Annotated in this window: 16 protein-coding genes; 6 read left to right on the top strand and 10 right to left on the bottom strand. The window is 71.8% G+C overall.

Annotated features, from left to right (window positions below; all coding sequences use genetic code 11):
- Positions 1-12 precede the first annotated feature (12 nt).
- The 6 genes from ACZ58V_RS31515 to hutU all read right to left on the bottom strand — a co-directional run bounded on the left by ACZ58V_RS31515 (position 13) and on the right by hutU (position 8,545).
- On the bottom strand, positions 13-333 hold the full coding sequence (locus ACZ58V_RS31515) for a hypothetical protein (protein WP_468197630.1): 321 nt from the start codon (positions 331-333) through the stop codon (positions 13-15).
- Between the two features lie 29 nt (positions 334-362).
- On the bottom strand, positions 363-2,561 hold the full coding sequence (locus tag ACZ58V_RS31510) for a glycoside hydrolase domain-containing protein (protein WP_471294220.1): 2,199 nt from the start codon (positions 2,559-2,561) through the stop codon (positions 363-365).
- 320 nt (positions 2,562-2,881) lie between these two features.
- Positions 2,882-4,225 (bottom strand): imidazolonepropionase, encoded by a 1,344-nt coding sequence (hutI, locus tag ACZ58V_RS31505; protein WP_468197634.1) that lies wholly within the window; start codon positions 4,223-4,225, stop codon positions 2,882-2,884.
- Entirely contained in the window at positions 4,222-5,571 is a 1,350-nt protein-coding gene (locus ACZ58V_RS31500) for a formimidoylglutamate deiminase (protein WP_471294217.1), read from the bottom strand. Before ACZ58V_RS31500 ends, hutI begins: the two co-directional genes overlap by 4 nt.
- Positions 5,568-6,770: an allantoate amidohydrolase gene (locus ACZ58V_RS31495; protein ID WP_471294311.1), complete on the bottom strand. Its 1,203-nt coding sequence runs from the start codon at positions 6,768-6,770 to the stop codon at positions 5,568-5,570. Before ACZ58V_RS31495 ends, ACZ58V_RS31500 begins: the two co-directional genes overlap by 4 nt.
- Before the next feature lie 56 nt (positions 6,771-6,826).
- The gene (gene hutU / locus ACZ58V_RS31490) at positions 6,827-8,545 is read right to left on the bottom strand and encodes a urocanate hydratase (protein WP_468197638.1); all 1,719 of its coding nucleotides are present in this window, start codon (positions 8,543-8,545) and stop codon (positions 6,827-6,829) included.
- A gap of 115 nt (positions 8,546-8,660) precedes the next feature.
- Here hutU and ACZ58V_RS31485 point away from each other — a divergent pair, with 115 nt between their 5' ends.
- Positions 8,661-10,043: a type III PLP-dependent enzyme domain-containing protein gene (locus ACZ58V_RS31485; RefSeq protein WP_471294215.1), complete on the top strand. Its 1,383-nt coding sequence runs from the start codon at positions 8,661-8,663 to the stop codon at positions 10,041-10,043.
- 78 nt (positions 10,044-10,121) lie between these two features.
- Here ACZ58V_RS31485 and ACZ58V_RS31480 read toward each other — a convergent pair whose 3' ends face one another.
- Both ACZ58V_RS31480 and ACZ58V_RS31475 read right to left on the bottom strand, forming a co-directional pair.
- Positions 10,122-10,712, bottom strand: a complete 591-nt coding sequence (locus tag ACZ58V_RS31480; RefSeq protein ID WP_471294213.1) for a hypothetical protein — start codon at positions 10,710-10,712, stop codon at positions 10,122-10,124.
- A 101-nt stretch (positions 10,713-10,813) separates the two neighbouring features.
- Positions 10,814-11,656 (bottom strand): MurR/RpiR family transcriptional regulator, encoded by an 843-nt coding sequence (locus tag ACZ58V_RS31475; RefSeq protein WP_193480035.1) that lies wholly within the window; start codon positions 11,654-11,656, stop codon positions 10,814-10,816.
- 155 nt (positions 11,657-11,811) lie between these two features.
- Between ACZ58V_RS31475 and ACZ58V_RS31470 the strand changes: the two genes are divergently transcribed.
- Positions 11,812-12,234 carry a hypothetical protein gene (locus ACZ58V_RS31470; protein ID WP_468197949.1) on the top strand — a complete coding sequence of 141 codons (423 nt, stop codon included), beginning with the start codon at positions 11,812-11,814 and terminating at the stop codon, positions 12,232-12,234.
- 15 nt (positions 12,235-12,249) lie between these two features.
- Here ACZ58V_RS31470 and ACZ58V_RS31465 read toward each other — a convergent pair whose 3' ends face one another.
- Complete coding sequence (locus ACZ58V_RS31465) at positions 12,250-13,011, bottom strand: SDR family oxidoreductase (RefSeq protein WP_471294210.1); 762 nt, start codon at positions 13,009-13,011, stop codon at positions 12,250-12,252.
- A gap of 145 nt (positions 13,012-13,156) precedes the next feature.
- Between ACZ58V_RS31465 and ACZ58V_RS31460 the strand changes: the two genes are divergently transcribed.
- Positions 13,157-14,011 (top strand): helix-turn-helix transcriptional regulator, encoded by an 855-nt coding sequence (locus tag ACZ58V_RS31460; protein WP_471294208.1) that lies wholly within the window; start codon positions 13,157-13,159, stop codon positions 14,009-14,011.
- A 318-nt stretch (positions 14,012-14,329) separates the two neighbouring features.
- Here ACZ58V_RS31460 and ACZ58V_RS31455 read toward each other — a convergent pair whose 3' ends face one another.
- On the bottom strand, positions 14,330-15,736 hold the full coding sequence (locus ACZ58V_RS31455) for a cystathionine beta-synthase (RefSeq protein WP_468197650.1): 1,407 nt from the start codon (positions 15,734-15,736) through the stop codon (positions 14,330-14,332).
- 325 nt (positions 15,737-16,061) lie between these two features.
- Between ACZ58V_RS31455 and ACZ58V_RS31450 the strand changes: the two genes are divergently transcribed.
- From ACZ58V_RS31450 to ACZ58V_RS31440, 3 genes are all read left to right on the top strand, one after another.
- Positions 16,062-17,087: an SGNH/GDSL hydrolase family protein gene (locus ACZ58V_RS31450; RefSeq protein ID WP_468197653.1), complete on the top strand. Its 1,026-nt coding sequence runs from the start codon at positions 16,062-16,064 to the stop codon at positions 17,085-17,087.
- A gap of 148 nt (positions 17,088-17,235) precedes the next feature.
- On the top strand, positions 17,236-18,456 hold the full coding sequence (locus ACZ58V_RS31445; RefSeq protein WP_468197655.1) for an acetyl-CoA C-acetyltransferase: 1,221 nt from the start codon (positions 17,236-17,238) through the stop codon (positions 18,454-18,456).
- Positions 18,457-18,729: 273 nt separating this feature from the next.
- Positions 18,730-19,512, top strand: coding sequence for a hypothetical protein (locus ACZ58V_RS31440; protein WP_468197657.1), 783 nt, complete (start codon positions 18,730-18,732; stop codon positions 19,510-19,512).
- The last annotated feature ends 54 nt before the right edge of the window (positions 19,513-19,566 follow it).

The following is a 19,566-nucleotide window of genomic DNA, read 5'->3' as shown; positions in this document are numbered from 1 at the left end:
GCTGTTCCTTTCTCAGGAGATGAGGATGAGGACGACCGTGGGGAGGAGGGGGGCCAGAACGCTCAGCAGCCAGTACGTACGCGGAGCCAGCGTCGTCCGACGCCGGAGGGGACTGTTGGCCAGCCACCAGATCAGGCCGAACAGCGCGACGACGGGGACGACGATCACGAGCCAGAGGGCCATGCCGTCGTTCTCCGTCGGCTCCCGCACCGTCAGCCCGAGTTCGGCGAGCGGCCAGTTCACCGCGAGGTACCACAGCAACCAGATCGGCACCACTGCCGGGATCCCGAGCAGCAGGTTCACCAGGAGCGGTGCCGACCAGTGCTTTGTCATCCGTCCCACTCCTCCGTCAGCGCGGGTCGTCAGTTGCCGCGCGACAGCGCGTTGTAATTCTCCAGCACGCCGTACAGACCGATCAGCTCACGGCCGTACTGGGCGGCCGCGTCACCCGTGCCGTTGTACCGGGCGAGCAGGGCCTGGGTGTCGGCGAGGCTGGTGGTCAGGCTCGGCCGGGCGATGCCGAGCTGGTGGGCGTTGTAGACCGTGAGGTAGGCGACCGAGCGGACGTTGTACTCCTGGTCGTCATGGAGTTTGTTCCACACGTCCGGCTTGTCCGCGTCGGTCAGGGGCGTGCCGTTGATGATGCCCTGCTGCATGCAGTAGTTGCGGGCGTCGATGGTGACCCAGGCCCAGATCTGTCCCCAGCCGGTGCTGCAGTCGTCGGCCGCGCCGGACATGACCGCCGCGTCGGAGGCGAAGTCCTTGGGGTTGAGCTTGCGCAGCTCCCACAGCACGGGGGCCTGGATGAGGGCCTTGCGGAGCTTGAGCTGCCGGGCCAGCGCGGTGAAGAGCCAGTCCGCGTCCACCACCGCGTCGAACGCCTCCGTGTTGGAGATGCCGCCCAGGGTGGCCCAGTCCTTGTCCGTCCAGCCGTCCCCGCCGGTCTCGGGGACGCCGATCGACTCCAGGTAGGTCTTCACGTCCTGGAGCATCAGGCTCCGGTACGCGTCCTTGTCCAGGTCCGTGTCCAGCCCCCCGAGGTCGGCGCCCGGGTTGAAGTCGCTCTGGCCGAAGTCCCGCCCGGAGACGATGTTGTTGTCGATCTCGATGAGGCCGGATCCGGAACCGACCTCGATCGTGGAGATCTGGTCGAACGCCCAGTTCGTGGGCAGCGGGTAGCCGAGATTGCCGGAGAAGCCGCTGGACATGTCCGAGACGAAGCTCGTCGCCGCGTACCCGGCGTCGGCGACGCGCTGGCAGACGTTGCGCGGGCCGTAGACGCCGATGCCGTAGGCGGAGTTCTCGCCGATCGTCCGCATGATGCCGCGGAAGTGCGGGATGATGTAGTCGGTGACCTCGCCGTCCATGGCGTCGTAGTCGACGGCGAAGTAGATGATGGTGCCGGGCTTGAAGCCGTGGAACTCGGCCCACTCGATCGCGCGGAACGCGTCGGCGGTGCCCTGGCTGTAGCTGAAGTAGTCCGCCGACCGGCTCCAGGTCTGGAAGATCGGGAAGCAGTTGAGGCCGTACTCCTTGATGGTGGCCAGCTCGCCCGGCTGGATCTGCTTCTCCGGCAGGCTGGTGCTGGAGGGGTTGAAGAGGTAGCGGCCGATGTACTTGTAGCCGGCGTCCTTCAGGGCCTGCGCACGCTCGGGCGTGATCTTGGTGACGCCGTCGCAGGCCGTGCCCTTGCGGGACTGGTCGCCGTAGGAGACGAGCAGCGAGGCCCAGGTCTGGAAGTCGCCCTTGCCGGTGACGGGGAGCTTGCTGAAGGACTGGAAGGTCTCCACCCCGGACTGCACCGTCGAGGTGAAGTCGCCGAAGGGGACGTTCCGCTTGTTCAGGACCATGGCCCCGGTGAACAGCTGCGCCCAGACGCCGGTGGTGCCGGTCGAGACGGTGTGGCTCTTCAGACCGGACTGCGTGCCGGGCCCGAACACGCCGTTGGCGACGCCGTCCGCCATGCCCAGCTCGTACTGGATCGCGAACAGCATGGACTTGGCGACGTCACGGGAGTGGTGGCCGTCGCAGGGGATGACGTAGAAGTCCTTGCGCAGGATGTAACGGCCGTTCAGCCACTGCTGGATGGTCCGGATGGTGTCCGAGCCGCCGCTGATGGTGACGTAGGCGTCCATGTTGAACAGGCCCTTGACCACCTTCGGCCACAGGGAGCTGCCCGGGTAGGTGCCCGAGACGCCCATGTTCTGGTTGAGCTTCACGACCGCGTCCTTGACCCGGTCGTTGTAGGTGCCGTCGATCTCGCCGCCGTCGTAGCCCTTGCAGTAGAGGGCGGACTGGATGATGCGGCAGAAGTTGGCCGACGGGATCGTCGACTCGTCGAGCTTGCCGTACAACTCCCCCAGCTTCCCGAGCGTGGTCGGGCCGAAGGAGTCGGACAGGGCGGTGATGCCCATCTCGTACTGGAGCGCCCGGGTCAGGGCGTACATCACGGGCCAGCCGGTCTGGCCGTTCTCCTCCAGCTTGGATATGCCCAGCGTCGCGCCGTTGTTGTACGTGGTGTTGATGAATCTCTGGGCGCGCTGCACCATTTCGTCCGCCATGGGCTTCCTCCTGTCGTCCGGAAAACGGGGCGGGGAGGAAAGCGGCGTCATCGCGGTGCGCGCACGGCGCGCGCCCACGTGTCCACGCATGGAACGGCACGCCCTCGCGGGACATGCCGTAACCCCCCTCGTCGCCCGCGTCCGGCGCGGGGTCACGGTGCGCGCGGCGACTGAGCGCGATCTTCCGCCGCGGCGCGAAGGGGGTCAAGTCCGTTATGTGCGAAGGGTGTTGATGTGGCGGATCGTCAACTCCCGTTTGTCATGGACTCGTGATGCATCCGGTATGGAAGTCGTGCACAACCTTGGGGTGAGTTCGCTGGTCAGAGCACCCTTTCGCCGCGCCGCCAGACTCCGGTGACCAGGGGGACGCCGGGGCGGTAGGCCAGGTGGACGTGGCTCGGGGCGTCGAGGAGCGTCAGGTCGGCGTACGCGCCCGGGGTGACGCGGCCGATGTCGGTGCGCCGCAGGGCCGCCGCGCCGCCCGCCGTGGCCGACCAGACGGCCTCGTCCGGGGTCATGCCCATGTCCCGTACGGCGAGCGCGACGCAGAACGGGACGGAGGAGGTGAAGGACGAGCCCGGGTTGCAGTCGGTGGACAGGGCCACGGTGGCGCCGGCGTCGAGGAGGCGGCGGGCGTCCGGCCACGCGGCCCGCGTGGAGAACTCGGCGCCGGGCAGCAGGGTGGCGACCGTACGGCTGTTCGCCAGGGCGTCCACGTCCGCGTCGGTCAGATGGGTGCAGTGGTCGGCGCTGGCCGCGTCGAGCTCGACGGCGAGCTGTACGCCGGGGCCGTACGAGAGCTGGTTGGCGTGGATACGGGGGTGCAGGCCGCGTTCCTTGCCGGCGGTGAGGATCGCGCGGGCCTGGTCGCCGTCGAAGGCGCCCTTCTCGCAGAAGACGTCGATCCAGCGGGCGTACGGGGCGCAGGCGTCGAGCATCTCGCCGGTGACGAGGGCGACGTAGCCGGCCGGGTCCTCGGCGAACTCGGGGGCGACGATGTGGGCGCCGAGGTAGGTGACCTCGTCGGTGTGGGCGGCGGCGACGCGCAGGGCCCGGGCCTCGTCCTCGACGGTCAGGCCGTAGCCGGACTTGGTCTCGAAGGTGGTGGTGCCCTGGTGCAGCGCCTCGCGGAGGTAACGGGTCACGTTGGCCTCGAGTTCCGCGTCGCTCGCGGCGCGGGTGGCGGCGACGGTCGTGCGGATGCCGCCCGCGCTGTACGGCCGCCCCGACATACGGGCGTTGAACTCCTGCGTCCGGTCGCCCGCGAAGACGAGGTGGGAGTGGGAGTCGACGAAGCCCGGGACGACCGCCCTGCCGCCCGCGTCGACCCGATTGTCAGTGGCGGGTGCTTTGCTTTGATCACCGGTCCACACGACGCGGTCGCCCTCGATGGCGACGGCCGCGTCCTGGACCAGTCCGAGGGGGGAACCTCCCCCATTCTCGAATTTGCTCGAACGGGGGGACCCCCATCCGAGGGAGGGGTCGTTGGTGACCAGGCTGGCGATGTTCGTGATGAGCGTGCTTGCGGTGCTCGCGGAGTGGGCGGGGCTGACGGTCGTCGCGTTGCTCATGGCGTCCTTGGTGGCCTGGTCGGCGGTGGGGTCGGGTTCGGGGGCGGAGACGGGGGCGGAGACGGACCGCGCGGGTGGGCGGCCCGCGGTCATCCGCGCAGGGCTTCGACGGCGTCCGCGAGGGCTCGCGGCACATCCGGTACGAGGGAGTGCCCCCCGTCCCGTACGACGTGCCGACCACCCACGACCGTATGCAACACGTCTGCTGCCGACGCGGCGAATACGGCTGTCTCGGCCCCGAGCCGCGGAAGCGGCCCAGCCGTTCTGACCGAGTCGAGCGCGACCGTCGTGAAGTCGGCGAGCGCGCCGGGCTCCAGGGCGCCGGCGTCCGCCCAGCCGAGGGCGGCGTGCCCGCCGGCCGAGGCCGCCCGCAGCAGGGCCGCGGCCGTCCAGTGGCCTCGGGTGCGGGTGCGCAGGCGCTCGTTCAGCTCCAGGGCGCGCGCCTCCTCCAGCAGGTCGATCACCGCGTGGCTGTCTGAGCCGAGGGAGAGCGGGGAGCCCTCGTTCTGCAGGGCGGCCGCGGGCCCGATGCCGTCGGCCAGGTCCCGCTCGGTGGTGGGGCACATGCAGGTGCCGGTGCCGCTGCCGCCGATGAGGGAGACGTCCTCGGCGGTGAGGTGGGTGTTGTGGACGCCGGTCGTGCGCGGCCCGAGGACACCGTGCAGGGCGAGCAGCTGGGTCGGAGTGCACCCGTGGATCTCCAGGCAGGCCTCGTTCTCGGCGGTCTGCTCCGACAGGTGCACATGCAGCGGGGCCCGCCGCTCCTCGGCCCACCGCGCGACGGTCGCCAGTTGGCCGGCGGGCACGGCCCGTACGGAGTGGATCGCCGCTCCGATCCGCGCGTGATCCCGTTCCTTGAGAACTGAACAGCGTTCGGCCCAGGCGTCCGCCGTGCCGTCGGAGAAGCGGAGCTGCTGGGCGGAGGGCGGCTGCCCGAAGCCGGAGGAGAGATAGGCGGTGTCGAGGAGGGTGATGCGGATCCCGGCTTCGGCGGCGGCCGCGATCAGGGCCTCGCCCATCGCGTTGGGGTCGGCGTAGGGGACGCCGCCTGGGGCGTGGTGGACGTAGTGGAACTCGCCGACCGCCGTGATGCCGGCCAGGGCCATCTCGGCGTACACGGCGCGGGCCAGGGCGTGGTAGGTGTCCGGGGTGAGCCGGGCGGCCGTGGCGTACATGACCTCGCGCCAGGTCCAGAAGGTTCCGGAGCCGACCTGGACGGTGCCGCGCAGGGCCCGGTGGAAGGCGTGGCTGTGGGCGTTGGCCAGCCCGGGGAGGGTGAGGCCGCGCAGGACCTCGGCGCCGGGGGGCGGGGTGGTGGCCTCGGTCCGGACAGCGGTGATACGGCCGTCGTGGACGTCGAGGGCGACACCCGGCTCGACGTGCGTGCCGAGCCAGGCGTGTTCCAGCCAGTACGTACGGGGCTGCTGGGTGGGCGTCACGTGCGGGCCAGTCCTTCCAGTACGTCGGCGAGGGCGAGTACCCCGGCCACGCAGTCGTCCTCGGTCGCGGACTCGGCCGGGGAGTGGGAGACGCCGGTCGGGTTGCGCACGAACAGCATGGCGGTCGGGATGCTCCCGGACAGGATCCCGGCGTCGTGTCCGGCGCCGGTGCCGAGGACGGGGACCGTGAGGCCGGTGTCCTTGCCGAGGATGCGGGCGAGTTCGTCGCGCAGGGCGTGGTCGAACTCGACGACGGGGGTGAACGACTCGCGGACGACGGCCAGCTCGACGCCGTGGGCCGCGGCGTACTCCCCGGCCGCCTTCTCCACGCCGGCGACCACGGCGTCCAGGCTGTCCTGGTCGGCGGCGCGCGAGTCGAGCCAGCCGCGCACGAGGGAGGGGATGGCGTTGACGCCGTTCGGCTCGACGGCGATCTTGCCGAAGGTGGCGACGGCACCGGCGAGTCCGGCCTCGCGGCGGGCGGCGAGGACGGTCTCGGCGTAGGACAGCATGGGGTCGCGCCGGTCGGCGAGCCGGGTGGTGCCGGCGTGGTTGGCCTCGCCCCGGAAGTCGAACCGCCACCGGCCGTGCGGCCAGATCGCGCTGGCGATGCCGACCCGGTCGCCGGACAGGTCCAGGGCCCGGCCCTGCTCGACGTGGAGTTCGACGAAGGCACCGATACGGGCGAGCCGTTCGGGGTCGGGCCCGATGGCGTCGGGGTCGTATCCGGCGGCCTCCATGGCGCGTGGCAGCGTCACGCCCTCGCCGTCGGTGAGCCGGTGCGCCTGCTCGCGGGTGAGCTGCCCTGCGGTGAGCCGGGATCCGACGCAGGCGAGCCCGAACCGGGCGCCCTCCTCGTCACCGAAGTTCACGATGGCGAGGGGCCGGGTGAACCGCGCGCCCCGGCCGCGCAGTTCGTCCAGCGCGGCGAAGGCGGACACGACGCCGAGGGGCCCGTCGAAAGCCCCGCCGTCCGGCACGGAGTCGAGATGCGACCCGGTGACGACGGCGTCCCCGGCGGCGGGGTCGCCGAGCCAGGCCCACTGGTTGCCGTTCCGGTCGATCTCGTGGCGCAGCCCACGGGCACGGGCTTGTTCCTCGAACCAGGCCCGGCAGTCACCGTCGACGCCGCTCCAGGCGAAGCGCCGGTAGCCGCCGGAGGCGGGGTGGCGACCGAGGGGGAGCAGCTCGCGCCACATCCGGTGGAAGGAGTCGCCGGTGGGGTCCGGCAGCGCGCCGGCGGCGGTTTCCTGAGTCACGCGTCGTCACCCTCGCGCATCGGGACACGGACGCCCTTGTCCTCAGCGACCGACTCCGCGATGTCGTACCCGGCGTCGACATGCCGGATGACGCCCATGCCGGGGTCGTTCGTGAGGACCCGGCGGATCTTCTCACCGGCCAGTTTCGTGCCGTCGGCGACCGTCACCTGCCCGGCGTGGATCGACCGCCCCATGCCGACCCCGCCCCCGTGGTGCAGGGACACCCAGGACGCCCCGGACGCCACGTTCACCATCGCGTTGAGCAGCGGCCAGTCGGCGATCGCGTCGGACCCGTCGAGCATGGCCTCGGTCTCCCGGTAGGGGGACGCGACGGATCCGCAGTCGAGGTGGTCGCGGCCGATGACGACCGGCGCGGCCAGCTCCCCGCTCGCGACCATGTCGTTGAACCGCTCACCGGCCTTGTCCCGCTCGCCGTAGCCCAGCCAGCAGATACGGGCGGGCAGTCCCTGGAAGTGGACCCGCTCCCCTGCCATGCGGATCCAGCGGGCCAGGGACTCGTTCTCCGGGAAGAGGTCGAGGATCGCCTTGTCGGTCTTCGCGATGTCGGAGGCCTCTCCGGACAGCGCGGCCCAGCGGAAGGGGCCCTTGCCCTCGCAGAACAGCGGGCGGATGTAGGCGGGGACGAAGCCGGGGAAGGCGAAGGCCCGGTCGTATCCGGCGAGCTGGGCCTCGCCCCGGATGGAGTTGCCGTAGTCGAAGACCTCGGCGCCGGCGTCCATGAAGCCGACCATGGCCTCGACATGCCGGGCCATGGACTCGCGGGCCCGGGTGGTGAACCCGGCCGGGTCCTTCGCGGCGGCGTCGGCCATGTCCTCGAAGGCCAGGCCGAGGGGCAGATAGGCCAGCGGGTCGTGGGCGGAGGTCTGGTCGGTCACGATGTCGATCGGGGCGCCCATGGCGAGCAGCCGCGGCAGCAGCTCGGCGGCGTTGCCGAGGACGCCGATGGACAGCGGCCGGCGGGCGTCACGGGCCTCCACGGCCAGCTGCAGCGCGTGGTCGAGGGAGTCGGCCTTCACGTCCAGGTAGCGGTGCTCGATGCGCCGCTCGATGGCACGCGGGTCGCAGTCGATGCAGATGGCGACGCCGTCGTTCATGGTCACGGCGAGCGGCTGGGCGCCGCCCATGCCGCCGAGACCGGCGGTGAGGGTGATGGTCCCCGCGAGGGTGCCGTCGAACTTCTTCGCGGCGACGGCGGCGAAGGTCTCATAGGTGCCCTGGAGGATGCCCTGGGTGCCGATGTAGATCCAGGAGCCGGCGGTCATCTGCCCGTACATGGTCAGGCCGAGGGCCTCCAGGCGGCGGAACTCCTCCCAGTTCGCCCAGTCGCCGACGAGGTTGGAGTTGGCGATGAGGACGCGCGGGGCCCACTCATGGGTCTGCATGACGCCGACGGGGCGGCCGGACTGGACGAGCATCGTCTCGTCCTGCTTGAGCGTCCTCAGGGTGCGGACCATCGCGTCGAAGGAGCGCCAGTCGCGTGCCGCCTTGCCGGTGCCGCCGTAGACGACGAGCTTGTCGGGGTGCTCGGCGACCTCCGGGTCGAGGTTGTTCTGCAGCATCCGCAGGGCGGCTTCCTGCTGCCATCCCAGGGCGCTCGGTTCCGTGCCGCGCGGCGCTCGGACTCCACCAGGGGGCGGCCCGTAGGGCCTCGTTTGAGGGTGGTGGTGGGAGACGGGCGGGCGGGGTCCTGACATGGTCTGCCTCCCGGCGGTCTGTTGTTACTTCTATTCACATCCTGGCTTTCTGAATAGGGCTAGTCAATACCTCGGGAGGTCGGCGCGGCGGTGCCGTGGATGTTTGGCTGGATCCATGGATGACGACATTCAGGCAGGCGACTTGGGCGCCGGGCGGGCGGCCCGGCGGGACGAGGCGGTGCGGGCCGCCGTGGAGCAGGGGCTGGTCGGGGCCGGCAGCCCCGTCGTCGGGTTGCTGGACGTCACCGGCATCCGGGACTCGGCGGCGGAGCTGCGGGCGGCGTTCGACGCGGTCGTGGCACCGGGCACGCCCGTGCTGCACGCCTTCGCGGTGAAGGCGACCCCGCTGGTGCCGGTGCTGCGGCTGCTGCGCGAGGAGGGCATCGGGGCGGAGGTGGCGAGCCCGGGTGAGCTGGCGCTGGCGCGGGCGGCGGGGCTGGGCCCGGAGATGACGGTCCTGGACTCACCCGCCAAGACACCGGCCGAACTGCGCGAGGCGCTGGACCTGGGCATCGCCGTCAACGCGGACAATCCGCAGGAGCTGGACCGCATCGACGGCCTGATGAGCGCCGGCGGCAGTCGCTCCCCGCTCGGGATCCGGGTGAATCCGCAGGTCGGCGGGGGTTCCATCGGGGCGACCTCGACGGCCACGGCGACGTCGAAGTTCGGGGTGGCGCTGCGCGACGAGGGGGCCCGGGAGTGGGTCGTGCGGGCGTACCAGGACCGCCCGTGGCTGACCCGGCTGCACGCGCACACCGGGTCCCAGGGCATCCCGCTGTCGCTGCTGGCCCGGGGGGTCGCGGAGGTGTACGCGCTCGCCGAGGAGATCAACGGGCGGATCGGGCGGCGGCAGATCGACACGCTCGACATCGGCGGCGGGCTGCCGGTGAACTTCGCGTCGGACGCGACGACGCCTACGTACGCGGAGTACGCGCGGATGCTGGCCGGGGAGGTGCCGGGGCTGTTCGACGGGCGGTACGGGCTGGTCACGGAGTTCGGACGGTCGCTGCTGGCCAAGCACGGCACAGTGGTGGCGCGGGTCGAGTACGCGAAGTCCTCCGGCGGGCGGGCGGTCGCGGTGACGCATGCCGGTGTGCAGGTCGCCACGCGGACGGTGTACGCGCCGGAGAGCTGGCCGTTGAGGATCGCGGCGTATGACGCGAAGGGGCGGGTGAAGGAGGGGCCCGTCGTGGTGCAGGACGTCGCGGGGCCGGCCTGTTTCGCGGGGGATCTGCTGGCGGAGGGGCGGTCCATGCCGGTGCTGGAGCAGGGGGATTACGCGGCGGCGCTGGATACGGGGGCGTATTACTTCGCGCATCACTATGGGTACAACTCCCTTGTCCGGCCGGGGGTTTACGGGTTCGGGCCGGGTGGGGAGGGGGGTGTGGTCTTCGCGGTCGTGCGGGAGGCACAGACGGTGGAGGAGGTTGTGGCGGAGTCCGGTGGGGTGCATGTGGAGGCGCTGTCGAGTGGCCAGGCGCCGTGGGGGCTTCCGTAGTTTCCGACGTGCGGGTGCGTTGTGGCTGTTCGCGCAGTTGCCGCGCCCCTGAAAAGCAGGGCACGCGCCCCCGCCCCGCTATACGAGCGCCGGTGATTTCCTTCTCGCCCCGCCCGGCGCCGCGTCCCCCGCCGCGATGCCCGTGCTGCGGTACGCCTTCACCTGCTTGCCCGCCAGGCGTCCCGTGCCCCCGCGCAGCCAGTCCACCCGAACCCACACCAACGCCTCGTCGGCACGCTCCCGGCGGCCCAGCCACGCCGCCTTCAGCCACAGGCCCGCTCCGCAGCCGGCCAGGAGCAGGCCGCCCGCGGCCGGGAGGGCGAAGGCGGTGCCCAGGGCGGCGAGGAAGGCGAGGAGGAGCCACCAGCGGTGGTGGCGGCGCCAGTTGCGTACGGTCACCGCGCGGTCCTGGAGTACGTCGTGCTTGCCGGCGCGGGACGCGGAGGCGGCCAGAGTGACATAGCGCTTGCGGCCACCGTAAGCGACCACGGCCGTCGCCAGGACGAACAGCGCCGCCCCGGCCAGGACGCCGATGCGGCGGCCGGTCAGTCCCGGGGCGAGGACGCCGATGCCCGCGGCACACACGCCCAGCCACCACAGCGGTGCGGCCCCCGCCCGTACGACGACGGCGACCCGAGCCAGTCCATGTCCATGCCCTCCGCGCGTCACGTTCAGCCTCCGTGCGGTCTCCGAAGCCTCTGAAGAGGGTGCAGGAGACGCACGTTAGCGAGGCAACGTGAGACGAGTCTGAGAGGACGGTGCCCGGGCCGTCAGTCCACGAACAGGCCCCGGGCCGCAGCCTTCGCGTCGAACTCCTCCAGGCGGGACTGGGCCTCGGGCAGGTCGTCGCACATCGCCTCCAGCAGCACCCGGCCCAGCAGCATCGGGGCGCAGGCCGTGTCGAAGGCCAGGCCGGTGCCGACCGCGGCGGGGATCAGCAGGTCGGACACCTTGGCGACCGGTGCGAAGGCGGAGTCGGCGACCGTGACGACGGTCAGCCCGGCCTCCTTGGCATGGGCGAGGGTGTCGACGACCTCGCGGGGATGCCGGGGCAGGGCGAAACAGAGCAGTGCGGTCGCACCGGCCCGGACGGCGGCGTCGATGCGGTCCTGGACCATCGTGCCGCCCTCGTTGAGCAGCCGTACGTCGGGGTGGACCTTGGCGGCGAAGTAGGCGAAGCCGTGCGCCTGTGCGGCCGCCGCCCGCAGGCCGAGGACGGGGAGCGGACGGGAGGCCGCGAGGAGGCGCCCGGCCCGCTGCACGGGCCCGGTGTCGGCCAGGGCCTCCGCCAGGTGGCGCAGGTTCTCGATCTCGGCCTCGACGGCCTGCTGATACTCGTTGACGGACCCGGCGTCCGCCGCGGGTTCGGCCGGGGCGACCTCGCGCAGATGGCGGCGCAGGGCCGGGTAGCCGTCGAAGCCCAGGGCCACGGCGAAGCGGGTCACGGACGGCTGGCTGACCCCGGCCAGTTCGGCGAGCTCCACGCTCGACAGGAACGGCACGTCGGCGGCCCGCCGCACCATGCTGTGCGCGATGCGCCGCTGGGTCGGCGTCAGCCGGTGGCCCTCGAAGAGCGCCTGGAGCCGCGCGGCAGGGCTGTCGGTCACGCTCATGACGTGCTCCCCCTCGCCTATTCAGTAGCTGAGGATTCTGCATGAGCATATGCAGACCGGCAAGCGGGAGCCGAGGGCCGCCCCCCGTCCCGACACGGGGGCTAACCCCAGTGCGGCGGGCATCGCTTCTTTCTACCGTGGGTCTCATGACCGGAATGGACGCGCGGGACACCGAGCTGAAGAAGGAACTCGACGCCACCCTGCACGCACGCAGGGAGCTGGGCGAGGAGTACGAGTCCGCGCTGGTCGACTCGTTCCTGGAGAAAGTCGACCAACGGATCGACGGCGCGGTGGACCGCCGGGTGCGCCGGCAGCTCGCCGAGCAGCAGATGCAGACGGCCCGGGAGTCCCGGTCGCCGCGGCCCACGGACTCCTGGGGCGAGCGCTTCGGCTTCGGCATCGTCTCCCTGGTCCTCGCGGTGCCGCTGTCCGCGATCGGCGGGGGCGTGGCCCAGCTGCCCGGCATGCTCGTCGCCTGGGCCGGCATCGTGGGCGTCAACCTCGTCCAGGCCGCCCGCACCAATCCGGACCTGTTCGGCCGCCGCAAGTCCTCCCAGGACAGCGGCTGGGAGGACTGAGCGGGCGCACCCCGTTCAGGCCTGCCGGGTGGGCAGCGCGACGATCTGGCGGAGATTGACCCGGCGCGGCCGGCTGGTCGCGTAGGCCACCAGGTCGGCCAACTCTTCGGCGGACAGCGCACCCACCTGCTCCCGCAGGTCCGCCACCTGCCGGGCCAGTTCCGCGTCACCGATGTGGGTGAGCAGCTCGCTCTCGACGAACCCGGGCTCGATGTTGGTGACCCGGACGTCCCGCGGCCCGAACTCGCCGCGCAGGGACTCCGACAGGTAGGTGACGGCCGCCTTGGTCGCGCCGTACACCGCGTAGTTCGGGAAGCTCATGTGCGCGGCGATGGACGAGATGTTCACGATGTCGGCCGTGCGGCCGTCCGCCGCCGCGCCCACCAGGTCTCCGGTGAAGGCGCCGGTGATCCGCAGCACGCCGGCGACATTGGTGTCGAGCATGCGCTGCCACTCGTCGGCGCGCCGGGCGTCGACGGGGTGCGGCAGCATGACGCCGGCGGAGTTGACGACCAGGTCGACGGGCCCGTACTCGGTGTGGATCCGGTCGGCGGCGGCCGCCACGGACGCGTCGTCGGTGACGTCCGCGACGACGGCCAGGGCCTGTCCGCCGTCGGCCCGGATCTTCCCGGCGAGCTCCGTCAGCCGTTCCTCACGCCGGGCCAGCAGGGCCACCCGTGCGCCCCGGGCGGCCAGCAGGACGGCGATGGCCTCGCCGATCCCGCTCGCGGCTCCGGTGACGACGGCGGTGCGGCCGGCCAGGTTCTCGTACGACATGGGAGATCCCCTCGGTGGTGGCCGGGGCGTCTCCCCGGCCTCGTCCACCACCCTCGGCGCCGTCGGCCGCCGTACCCAGGGGGGCGCTTTTCCTGGGTCTGCCAGTACCAGGCTCACCGCGCGCGGGACGCCTAGGCTCGAAGGCATGGACGGAGAACTGGGAGACTTCCTGCGCTCGCGCCGCGCCCGTATCCAGCCGGAAGAGGTGGGGCTGCCCTCCTACGGCCGCCGCCGTGTCCCGGGTCTGCGCCGTGAGGAGGTGGCGCAGCTGGCCGGGGTGAGCGTCGACTACTACGTCCGCCTGGAGCAGGGCAGGGGCCCCGGGGACCCGTCCCGGACGAAGTCCGGTGGAGTGTCGGACGCCGTGCTGGACGCGGTCGCGCGGGTGCTGCGGCTGGACGAGGCGGAGCACGCGTATCTGCGGGCGGTCGCCCGGCCCCGCCGGGCCGGGAGCGCTCCGGCCGCGCCCCGGGTGCGCCCGGGTGTCCAGCTGATCCTCGACGGCATGGACCGCAACCCGGCGTACGTCCTGGACCATCGCATGGAGGTGCTCGGCTGGAACGCCCTCGCCGACGCCCTGCTCGACTTCAGCGGCTCCGGCTCCGACGAGCGCAACATCCCGCGCCGTGTCTTCCTCGACCCCGCCGCCCGCGAGATCTATCCGGACTGGGCCGCTATCGCGGGCCAGACGGTCGCCCATCTGCGGCTGCAGGCGGGCCACCACCCCGGGGACGCCGCCACCGGGGAACTCGTCGCCGAACTCTCCCGCGTCAGTGAGGACTTCCGCCGGCTGTGGGCCGACCACCTGGTCAAGCCCTGCGACCACGGGGTGAAGCAGCTGCGGCACCCGGTCGCCGGCCTGCTGACCCTTCCGTACGAGACCCTCGCGATCCCCGGGGCACCGGACCAGACGATCGTCGCCTACGCACCGGATCCGGGCTCGGAGACGGCGGAGCGACTGGCACTGCTGGGGAGTTGGGCGACGAGCCGGGCCGGCTGAGCCGGGAAGAAAAATGCGCGGGGACCGCCGCACCCCCTGTTCGGGGGGCGGGACGACGGCGGTCCCCGCGAGGGACGCGGGCCTGGTCAGGGCCGGGCTGGCGCGTCAGTAGGGTCCATGGAGGTCCGGGAGCCGCTCCGGAGGTCCTTGACGCCTACGGTGTCGGCCTGGGCGGGGAGCCGCTCCCGCCCTGCCGACACCCACCAATGTGCAGGACTCGTGTTAAGCGGGTGCTGCGCGAACGTGACACGCTCGTACCACTTCCGCGAAGTCCACGAAGATCACGGACGCCGCAAGTTCACCCGGTTCACGGGTGGTTCACCGGGCGTTCGCCGCCGCTTTCCCGGTCCTGGCGAGGAAGGACAGCAGGTCCTGCCGGCTGACCACACCGGTCGGCTTGCCCTCGACGAGGACGATCGCGGCGTCCGCCCTGCCCAGCACGGCCATCAGGTCCTCGACCGGTTCGCCGGAGCCGACCTGGGGCAGCGGGCCGGACAGGTGCTTCTCCAGCGGGTCGTCGAGCGAGGCGCTCTTGCTGAACAGCGCGTCCAGCAGCTCGCGTTCCACGACCGAGCCGACGACCTCGGCGGCCATCACGTCGGGGTGGCCGGCGCCCGGCTTGACGACCGGCATCTGCGAGACGCCGTACTCGCGCAGCACATCGATGGCCTGGCCGACCGTCTCGTCCGGGTGCATGTGGACGAGGGAGGGCATGCGGTCGCCCTCCTTGTCGGCGAGGACGTCGCCGACGCGGGCGCTCGGGCCCGTGTCCTCCAGGAAGCCGTAGTCGGCCATCCACTCGTCGTTGAAGATCTTGCTGAGGTAGCCGCGCCCGCTGTCCGGCAGCAGCACCACCACGACGTCGTCCGGGCCGAGCCGCCCGGCGACCTCCAGCGCGGCCACGACCGCCATGCCGCAGGAGCCGCCGACCAGGAGGCCCTCCTCCTTGGCCAGACGGCGGGTCATCTGGAAGGAGTCCTTGTCGGACACGGCGACGATCTCGTCCGCGACGGTCCGGTCGTAGGCGGTCGGCCAGAAGTCCTCGCCGACGCCCTCGACGAGGTACGGCCGCCCGGAGCCGCCGGAGTAGACGGAGCCCTCGGGGTCGGCGCCGACGACCTGCACCGTGCCGTCGCTGATCTCCTTGAGGTAGCGCCCGGTCCCGGAGATGGTGCCGCCGGTGCCCACGCCCGCGACGAAGTGGGTGATCTTCCCCTCCGTCTGCTTCCACAGCTCGGGGCCGGTGGAGTGGTAGTGGGAGAGCGGGTTGTGGGGGTTGGAGTACTGGTCGGGCTTCCAGGCCCCCGGCGTCTCACGGACCAGCCGGTCGGAGACGTTGTAGTAGGAGTCCGGGTGCTCGGGATCCACCGCGGTCGGGCACACGACGACCTCGGCGCCGTACGCGCGCAGCACGTTGATCTTGTCGGTGCTCACCTTGTCGGGGCACACGAAGATGCACTTGTACCCCTTCTGCTGCGCCACGATGGCGAGCCCGACCCCGGTGTTGCCGCTGGTCGGCTCCACGATCGTGCCGCCGGGCTCGAGCGCGCCGCTCTCCTCCGCCGCCTCGATCATGCGCAGGGCGATGCGGTCCTTCACGGACCCGCCGGGGTTGAAGTACTCCACCTTGGCCAGGACGGTCGCCCTGATGCCCTTGGTCACGCTGTTGAGCCTCACCAGCGGGGTGTTGCCGACGAGGCTGATCATCGAGTCGTGGAACTGCACCGTTGTCTCCGGATGCCGCAGAAGAAGTGGTCTGAGGGGTCCTTGCACTATGAGCGCCCGATCAGGTCGCGTGGTCTGGTGCCGTGCATCGCAAGGCGCCGGAGAGCCCTCGTAGCGGAGCTACTAGGGCTTTTCGGCAACGCGGCGAGGTGAGGTGCCAGGCCGCGCGACCCGGGCGCTCATAGTGCAAGGACCCCTTAAGTGGTGCCGCCAGCCTATGTGCTGCCCGTGGTCCGTGACGGTCGTTCACTCCGCGTTGAGATTGGGCGACGGCCTGTACGGGGCAAGCACTGGGTGTACGGGTTCGAGGAGGTGGCGGCGACGCATGACGAGCATGTCGAGGGCGAGGGTGGCCCGGCGGATCGCGGCCGGCGCGGCGTACGGCGGCGGCGGTATCGGTCTGGCGGGAGCGGCCGCCGTGGGGCTGGTGCTGGCGGAGGTGCAGCTGGCGCGGCGCCGGGTGGGCAACGGCACGTCCGGTCACGTGCCGAACGCGGACGGGCTGTACGGCCGTGCGTACGCCGGTTCCGGTGAGACGCCGCTGCGGCTGACGATGCTGGGCGACTCCACGGCCGCGGGCCAGGGCGTGCACCGGTCCGGGCAGACACCGGGGGCGCTGCTGGCGTCGGGGCTCGCGGCGCTGGCGGAATGCCCGGTGCGGCTGCGCACGGTGGCGACACCCGGGGCCCGTTCGGACGACCTGGACCGCCAGGTGGCCCTGGTGCTGGCCGACCCGGATCCGGTGCCCGACATCTGCGTGATCATGGTCGGCGCGAACGACGTCACCCACCGCATGCCCCCGACCCGCTCGGTGCGCTGCCTGGCGTCGGCGGTACGGCGGCTGCGCACGGCCGGTGCGGAGGTCGTGGTGGGCACCTGTCCCGACCTGGGCACGATCGAGCCGGTCCGGCAGCCGTTGCGCTGGCTGGCGCGACGGGCCTCCCGCCAGTTGGCGGCCGCCCAGACGATCGGAGTGGTCGAGCAGGGCGGCCGCACCGTGTCCCTGGGCGACCTTCTGGGCCCCGAGTTCGCCGAGAACCCGCGCGAGCTGTTCGGGCCCGACAGCTACCACCCCTCCGCCGAGGGCTATGCGACGGCGGCGATGGCGGTCCTGCCGAGTGTCTGCGCCTCCCTCGGCCTGTGGCCGGCCGAGGAGGAGCGCCCGGACGCCTCCCGTCGCGAGGGCTTCCTGCCGGTGGCCCGGGCTGCGGCGGAGGCCGCCTCGGAGGCGGGCACGGAGGTCGCGGCGGCGATGCCGACCGGGTCGCGGGGCCCCTGGGCCCTGCTGAAGCGCCGGCGGCGCCGGCGGGTACCCGAGCAGGAGCCGGCGCCTGCCACGCCCTCGAACTGAGAGGGAGAGAGAAAAACGAGAACGAGAAAAGCAAGCGCTTAGAAAACTGCGGTCAGGGTCACACCGCGAGACCCGTGACCCAGGCCATACGTACGGGTAACTTCCCAGACAGCCCAGCCAGACCACCCGGTACGTCAATGGAGCCGTGATGCCCGAAGCCGTGATCGTCTCAGCCGCCCGCTCCCCCATCGGCCGCGCCGTCAAGGGCTCCCTCAAGGACCTCCGCCCGGACGACCTGACCGCCACGATCGTCCAGGCCGCCCTGGCCAAGGTCCCCGAGCTGGACCCGAAGGACATCGACGACCTGATGCTCGGCTGCGGCCTGCCCGGCGGCGAGCAGGGCCACAACCTCGGCCGCATCGTGGCCGTACAGATGGGGATGGACCACCTGCCGGGCTGTACCGTCACCCGGTACTGCTCGTCCTCCCTGCAGACCTCCCGCATGGCCCTGCACGCCATCAAGGCGGGCGAGGGCGACGTCTTCATCTCGGCCGGCGTGGAGACGGTCTCCCGGTACGCGAAGGGCAGCTCCGACGGCCTGCCCGACACGCACAACCCGCTCTTCGCCGACGCCGAGGCCCGCACCGTCGAGACCGCCCAGTCCGAGGGCTCGACCTGGCACGACCCGCGCGAGGACGGCCTGCTGCCCGACCCGTACATCGCGATGGGCCAGACCGCCGAGAACCTGGCCCGCGCCAAGGGCGTCACCCGCCAGGACATGGACGAGTTCGGCGTCCGCTCGCAGAACCTCGCCGAGGAAGCCATCAAGAACGGCTTCTGGGAGCGTGAGATCACCCCGGTGACGCTCCCCGACGGCACGGTCGTCGCCAAGGACGACGGCCCCCGCGCCGGCGTCACCCTGGAGGGCGTCCAGGGCCTCAAGCCGGTCTTCCGCCCGGACGGCCTGGTCACCGCCGCCAACTGCTGCCCGCTGAACGACGGCGCCGCCGCACTCGTGATCATGTCCGACACCAAGGCCCGCGAGCTCGGCCTCACCCCGCTCGCCCGCATCGTGTCGACCGGCGTCTCCGGCCTCTCCCCCGAGATCATGGGCCTCGGCCCGGTCGAGGCGAGCAAGCAGGCGCTGCGCCGCGCGAACCTGTCGATCGACGACATCGACCTGGTCGAGATCAACGAGGCGTTCGCCGCCCAGGTGATCCCCTCCTACCGCGACCTGGGCATCCCGCTGGAGAAGCTGAACGTCAACGGCGGTGCCATCGCCGTCGGCCACCCCTTCGGCATGACCGGCGCCCGCATCACCACCACGCTCATCAACTCCCTCCAGTTCCACGACAAGCAGTTCGGCCTGGAGACGATGTGCGTCGGCGGCGGCCAGGGCATGGCCATGGTCATCGAGCGCCTCAGCTGAGCACCGCACCGTAGCCGCCATAGCACCGGCTGTGAGGCCTTGGCCCAGAACCCCGGAAACTCCTGGGTTCTGGGCCGTTTTGTGATCCAATCTCCCCCAGGATGTGACCTATCTCCCTCCGCCCGGGGAGAAGCGCAGGTCACGGCAACCACACCCCCTCCCCCGACGCCGACACCCTGTCCGTTTGGTGACGTTACGCACTGACAGCTGGTTAGTCCGCCCTTCAAGCTGATGTAGGAAGTCGGGGGTCGACTTTGAACCGGGAGTACGTCAGTGAGCGCCATGCCGATCGCGTTGCTGGTCACCACGGCCGCCACGGGCGCCGTGGGCGTTGCCGTCCTGCGCACCGTCCTGCAGCTGCGGCGACAGGTCGCGGCCCTGCACACCGCGCTGGCCGAGAACCGCGCCGCCACCACCCGTGCGCTGCTGCCGGCCGCCCGCACCCAGGCCGACGCCGAGGAGATACGCGCCGCCGTGGCCGCGGCGCTCGCCGAGGAACGGGAGCGCGAGCTCGCCGAGGCGCGGGCCTTCTGGGCCGCCCAGGAGACCCGTGACGCCTCCGACGCACCGTCCCTGCTGGGTCTGCCCGACCACGATCTGTTCCTGCCCCGGCAGGCCGATTTCGCGGGTCTGGAGCCGGTTTCCGAGACCGGCGCCGACACCGAGGAGCCGGCCGGCGAGTCCCCGGAGCTGGCCGCGGCCCGCCGCCGTCACCCCTCCCACCCGGACTTCGTGCCGGCGCAGTCGCCCGTGGTGAACGACCACGAGCGCACGGTCGCCACCCTGGAGGAGCTGGCCTCCTCCCGCGTGGAGCTGACGGACGTCCGTCCGGGCCCGCTGGGCACCCTCGACGTCTACGTCTTCGCCGACGGCACGACCCTGTGCATGACCCCGGGTCACCGCGAGACCGCGGAGCACCTCGCCACGGCCCTGCGCGCGGGCGAGACCCCCGTCCTCCTCGGCGGCTCCGGCATCGCGGGCGCCTACACGCTGACGTTCGAGTGCGGCGAGGAGAACGTCTACATCCTGGCGGACCGGGTCATCTCGTCCCTCTAGGCAAGCGCCCCCGAGGGGCGCGGGGCTGTATCGATCCGCGGCTCCGCCGCGCGG

This window comes from Streptomyces sp. NPDC040589, from assembly GCF_055594445.1.
The sequence above is the reverse complement of the archived record's forward strand: the minus strand, read 5'-3'. Positions and strand labels throughout refer to the sequence as shown.